General features: G+C 46.2%; 6 protein-coding genes. All 6 read left to right on the plus strand.

Annotated elements, in window-relative coordinates; all coding sequences use genetic code 11:
* The first annotated feature begins 45 nt into the window (after nt 1-45).
* A complete protein-coding gene (locus QUB35_RS15120) occupies nt 46-1,011 on the plus strand; it encodes a thiamine pyrophosphate-dependent dehydrogenase E1 component subunit alpha (RefSeq protein ID WP_333142672.1) in 966 nt (321 codons plus the stop codon).
* A gap of 8 nt (nt 1,012-1,019) precedes the next feature.
* A complete protein-coding gene (locus tag QUB35_RS15125; protein ID WP_333142673.1) occupies nt 1,020-2,084 on the plus strand; it encodes an alpha-ketoacid dehydrogenase subunit beta in 1,065 nt (354 codons plus the stop codon).
* 27 nt (nt 2,085-2,111) lie between these two features.
* Nucleotides 2,112-3,263, plus strand: coding sequence for a DegT/DnrJ/EryC1/StrS family aminotransferase (locus QUB35_RS15130; RefSeq protein WP_333142674.1), 1,152 nt, complete (start codon nt 2,112-2,114; stop codon nt 3,261-3,263).
* A gap of 9 nt (nt 3,264-3,272) precedes the next feature.
* Nucleotides 3,273-4,403 carry a DegT/DnrJ/EryC1/StrS family aminotransferase gene (locus QUB35_RS15135; RefSeq protein WP_333142675.1) on the plus strand — a complete coding sequence of 377 codons (1,131 nt, stop codon included), beginning with the start codon at nt 3,273-3,275 and terminating at the stop codon, nt 4,401-4,403.
* Entirely contained in the window at nt 4,403-5,395 is a 993-nt protein-coding gene (locus tag QUB35_RS15140) for an NAD-dependent epimerase/dehydratase family protein (protein ID WP_333142676.1), read from the plus strand. The genes QUB35_RS15135 and QUB35_RS15140 overlap by 1 nt, the downstream gene beginning before the upstream one ends.
* Before the next feature lie 30 nt (nt 5,396-5,425).
* The coding region (locus tag QUB35_RS15145; RefSeq protein WP_333142677.1) for a tetratricopeptide repeat protein at nt 5,426-6,088 on the plus strand (663 nt) is incomplete at its 3' end.

Raw genomic sequence — 6,088 nt, forward strand, 5'->3', positions numbered from 1 at the left:
AATTAAGCGTATCCAATTTGTCTATAATTTTCAGGTAAAATAACCATGCCTCCCGAATTGCAGAAACAACTATTTTTCTCCATGCTCCGCATCCGCCTGGTAGAGGAGAAAATTGTTGAACTTTATCCTCAACAGGAAATGCGCTGCCCGATACACTTGTCTATCGGTCAAGAAGCGATCGCGGCTGGCGTTTGTGCCACGCTTTACCCGACTGATGCCGTTTTTAGCAATCACCGAGCTCACGGTCACTATTTAGCAGCCGGAGGCAACTTAAAAGCTTTTTTAGCTGAGATGTACGGTAAAGCCACCGGTTGCTGTCAAGGCAAAGGCGGCTCTATGCACTTGATCGATTTGGAGGCCGGATTTATGGGTTCTGCTCCCATTGTCGGCGGCACAATACCTGTGGCGGTAGGCGCTGCTTTGGGAGCCGTCATGCAAGGATTAAACAAAGTAGTGGTGGTATTTTTCGGTGAAGCAACCACAGAAGAAGGCGTTTTTCACGAAAGCGCTAATTTCGCTGCGTTAAAAAATCTACCTGTGGTTTTTGTGTGCGAAAACAACTTGTACTCCGTGTACACGGGGATGAGCGAACGCCAACCGTTGGGGCGAGAAGTGTATGCTCTAGCAAAGTCTCACAATATTCCTAGCTTTCAGGGGGATGGAAATGATGTTGGACAAGTTTATCAGATGACCGCTGAAGCGGTGCAACGCGCAAGGAGTGGTGGTGGGCCAACTTTTCTGGAGTTCAAAACTTATCGGTGGCGGGAACATTGTGGGCCGAACTACGACAATGACTTGGGCTATCGCACGGAAGCTGAATTTCAAGAGTGGAAAGTGCGTTGTCCCATTCAACGCACCCAAGCTCAGTTACTAGAGCAAGGGATTCTGACAGCAGAAGACTTGGAGGAGATGACGAGGGCGATCTTCTCTGAGGTGGAGGAAGCGGTCAGCTTTGCCAAAAGTAGCCCCTTCCCAGATCCGCAAATTCTCTTCCAGCATATCTACGCATGAATCCGACTATGACCCAACGCGAACTAACCTTTGCTCAGGCAATTAAAGAAGCTCTTACTCAGGCGATGGTCGCAGATTCGGCCGTCTATGTCATGGGAGAAGGGGTTCCCGATCCTAAAGGCATTTTTGGCACTACCTTGGGACTGCGGGAGAAATTTGGTAAAGAGCGGGTGCTGGATATGCCGTTAGCTGAAAATGGTATGACTGGCGTGGCGATCGGTTCTGCACTGGCCGGGATGCGCCCGGTTTTGGTGCATCAGCGGGTTGACTTTGCCCTACTAGCAATGGATCAAATGGTGAACAACGCCGCTAAGTGGCACTATATGTTTGGTGGCAAAGCATCTGTTCCCCTGGTGATTCGCCTAGTCATCGGTCGGGGTTGGGGTCAAGGGCCGCAACACTCCCAAAGTCTCCAAGCTTGGTTTGCTCATGTGCCGGGGTTAAAAGTGGTGATGCCGACAACGCCTTATGATGCTAAGGGGTTGCTGATTGCCGCGATCGAAGACAACAACCCTGTCATATTTTTTGAACATCGCTGGCTGCACCAAATTTTTGGCCCAGTACCAGAGGAAATGTACCGCGTCCCACTTGGCAAAGCTCGGAAAATCCGAGAAGGTCATGATGTAACGATTGTTTCAACTTCTTACATGACGCTGGAAGCGTTGCGGGCCGCTGAGTTGTTGTCGCGAGACGGGATAGAAGCAGAAATCGTGGATGTGCGATCGCTCAAACCCTTAGATACCCAAACTATTTTGGAATCTGTACGCAAAACCGGGAGACTGATTGCAGCCGATACAGCTTGGCGAACCTTGGGTTTTGCCAGCGAAATCCTAGCAATTGTGGCAGAAGAAGCTTATCCTTTTCTTAAATGCAGTCCCAAACGGATAGCTCTTCCTGATGTGTACGCACCATCTAGTCCGGCGATCGCCAACGATTACTATCCCCGCGCTGTTGACATGGTAAATGCGGCCCGCACGATGATGGGTTTGGTCGTACAAACAGAAACAGAATTGGGAATTCTGCGGGAAACTCCCCTGGATGTTCCAGATAAAAGATTCACAGGGCCGTTTTAATACTCACCCAGTTAAAACTTATTAAAAATGACAATGCTCCAGGCTCCAATTATCAATTCTCAATCCCAGGTAGAGCGAATCCCTTACGTTGATTTAGCCCAACAGCACGCACTAATCAAATCCGAAATCTTGGCAGCTATTAGCGAAGTGCTAGACAGCGGGCAGTTTATTTTAGGTGAACAAGTATCCGAATTTGAGCGTCAATTTGCAGAAATGTGCGGTGTCCGCTATGCTGTTGGCGTTAACTCAGGTACCGATGCCTTAATTTTTGCCCTGAAAGCTTTGGGAATCCGCAGCGGTGATGAAGTAATTACAGCACCTAATTCCTTTATTGCTTCAGCAACTTGTATTAGAGTTCTAGGAGCTAAACCGGTCTTTGTGGATGTGCGGGATGATTATAATATCGATCCCGATCTAATTGCTGCTGCTATTACTTCTAAAACTAAAGCTATTTTACCAGTTCACCTCACAGGCCGTCCCTGCGATATGGAGCCTATTTTAGAATTGGCAAAAGAGAAAGGATTATATGTGGTGGAAGATGCGGCTCAAGCAGTCTTGGCTGAATATAAAGGTCGGCGAGTCGGTTCATTTGGTACAATAGGTGGGTTTAGTTTGCATCCGCTGAAAACTTTAAATGCTTGCGGCGATGGCGGAGTTCTCACAACAAACGATCCACAACTGTATGACAAGTTGAAAATTATGCGGAATATAGGTCTTCGCACCCGCGATGACTGTGTGATGTGGTCGCATAATTCTCGCCTAGACACGATGCAAGCTGCAATTTTACTGGTAAAATTACGCTATCTCGAAGCTTGGACCCAACAGCGCCGCCAAAATGCCTGTTATTACCAGGCTAGATTGGCAGGAATTGAGCAGGTGAAATTGCCGTTGGAAAAAGAATATGAAAAGTGCGCTTACCACACTTTTGTTATTCAAGCAGAACGCCGTGAAGAACTGCGGCACTTTCTGGGAGAAAGGGGAATAGGTACATCAGTTCACTATCCAGTTCCTATCCACTTCTCTACTGTCGGAAAAGAGTTAGGATATGGAGAGGATAGTTTTCCCGTGACTGAACGACAGGCTAATCTAATTTTAAGTCTGCCAGTAAATCAGGGGTTAACAGAGGAGCAGTTAGAGCGTGTTTGCGACAGTATTCAAGCGTTTTATGGTAGTAATTGAAGGGTAAATATGTTAATAAAACAGAGAATGCAAGTCAAGTTTTCTTACCTCGATCGGCAGTTTGCTAATGTTGATGATTATCTGGCGGACGTGCGGGAATTGGTGTTGAGCGGCGATTTTACGCTGGGAGCTCCTGTGACTGAATTTGAACGTCGGTTTGCTGAATTTTGCCAAATGCCTTACGCGGTTGGGGTGAATTCGGGTACTGATGCTCTGATTTTACCGATGAAAATGCTGGGGATTGGCCCGGGAGATGAGGTAATTACCACAACTAATACTTTCATTGCTACGGTGGGGGCGATCGCGATGACGGGGGCAACTCCTGTATTTGTGGATAATGATGAAGGTTATACGATTGATGTTAACTTAATTGAGGCGGCGATTACTCCCCGGACGAAGGCAATTCTACCTGTGCACTACACGGGCAATGTAGCAGATATGCCTGCGATTATGAAGATTGCAGAAAAACATAATTTGCTGGTGATTGAAGATGCTTGTCAGTCAATTACAGCAGCTAGAGATGGCAAGTATGTGGGTAGTTGGGGGGAAGCGGCAGCTTTTTCACTGCATCCGTTAAAGAATTTGAATGTTTGGGGTGATAGTGGGATAATTGTGACGCGATCGCAAGAGTTGTACGAAAATTTGCGATTGTTCCGCAATCACGGTTTAATTAACCGCGACGAAGTGGCAATTTTCGGTCACAATTCTCGTTTGGACTCACTACAAGCCGCGATCGGCAATCGGTTAATAGGGCAAACTGAGTTTATTACTAATACCCGCATAGCTAATGCGAAAAGGCTGGATGAAGCCTTTGCAGATTTAGGCGAGTTCATTCATATTCCCCAGCGTCCAGCTAATGTTAAGCACGTTTACCACCTCTACATTCTACGGGTGGAACATCGAGATGAATTACTGACTTATTTGCAGGAAAATGGAGTTGAAGCTAAAATTCATTATCCGATTCCCGTTCACTTGCAAAAAGCGGCTGCTCATTTGGGCTATAAGAAAGGTGACTTTCCGGTAGCGGAGAGAGATTCACAGGTAATGATTACCTTACCCGCTCACCAACATCTCACCTCAGATGAAATTGATTATACGATCGAGTGCGTGCGATCGTTCTACCTGAAAGGAGGGGTGTAATGAGTAAAAAGACTTACGTTGTTATCGGCAGTAATTGCTTTACGGGTTGTCACATTGTAGATGCTTTGTTGGAAGACCCCGATAATAAAGTAATTGGTGTTAGCAGATCGCCTGAATATAAAGACTTTTTCCTGCCTTACAAACAACGGAAAAATCCTGATTTTACTTTCCACCAAATTAATAGTGTCAGGGAATTCGATCGCCTGATAGAACTGCTAGACGCAACCAAGCCGGAAGTAGTAATTAATGTGGCTGCTTTGAGTGAGGTGGGGTTGAGCAATTACAGCCCGGTTGAGTATTTTGACATTAACACGACGGCGGTGGTAAAGTTGTGCAACCAGCTTAGAAGTCGGGATTATCTCAAGTCCTACGTTCACATTTCTTCAGCCGAAATTTTTGGCAGTTGTGCGGATAAAGTAACGGAAGAGACGCTGTTCAACCCCAGTACGCCCTATGCTGTTTCTAAGGCAGCCGCGGATATGTACCTGCATAGCATCAGCAAGAACTTTGGGTTTCCAGCGATTATTATCCGATCGACAAATGTGTACGGCAGGCATCAACAACTGTTCAAGATTATTCCGAGAACAGCAATTTATTTAAAAATGGGTAAAACCATTGAACTGCACGGTGGAGGAACCTCGGTTAAGTCCTTTATTCATGTTCGAGATGTTGTTCAGGGTTTATTGTTGGCTTTGAAACAAGGGAACTCAGCAACTTATCACTTTACCGTTCCGAGTGATCGCACAATTGCTGATATTGTACGTCAGGTTTGTGCTGGCATGGGGTATGATTTTGAAAAATGCGTTCAGGTTGTCGGTGAGCGATTGGGTCAGGATTCCCAATATCTGCTAGACTGTTCTAGGGCCGAACGGGAACTTAGTTGGCAGTCTCAAGTCTCCTTTGAACAAGGGGTACAAGAGGTGATAGAGTGGGTTGAAAGTAACTGGTCTGCGATCGAGCAGGAGCCGTTAGTGTATATCCATAAACAGTAAGATGTCGGCTGGATATCTGAAGGATAAAAAATGACAGTAAGCTATTTTGATAGGGCCAACAAACTGAAGCTAGAAGGAAGATGGGAGGAAGCGATCGCCTCCTATCGTCAAGCGGTTGACGAAAATCCAAATTTTTATTGGTCTTACCACAACTTGGGGGATGCTTTGGCTAAGCTGGGTCGTTGGGAAGAAGCTGTTAATGCCTATCAGAGTGCGATCGAACTCAATTCATCTTCACCTTGGGTTCATTACAGTTTAGGGGAAGCTTGGGAAAAAGTAGGTCGGTGGGATGAGGCGATCGCTTGTTATCAAAAAGCTTTAGAATTAGAGCCAGAAGAGTTGGAAATTCAGCAGAGTTTGGGGAAAGCCTTGCAACGGCGAAGTGAGTTGGATTTGGCGAAGGTAATAGCTATGTATCGGCGTACTATAGAACTAAATCCTGGTTCAGTAGAAGCTTATCAAAATTTGCTAAGGTTACAGCCAGATTCCTGGGAAATGTGGTGGCAATTGGGACAAGTGCTGGCACAGCAGAATCAGAAAGAAGGGGCGATCGCCACTTATGAAAAAGTAATTAATCTCAATCAAAGCTACATCCCTGCATATCAAGCATTAGTGGAATTGCAACCAGAATCTTGGGAGTTGTGGTGGCAGTTGGGGCAACTGTTAGAACAGGAGAATCAGAGAGAAGGGGCG

It is taken from the genome of Microcoleus sp. B13-B6 (genome assembly GCF_036705405.1).
Taxonomy (GTDB): Bacteria; Cyanobacteriota; Cyanobacteriia; order Cyanobacteriales; family Microcoleaceae; genus Microcoleus.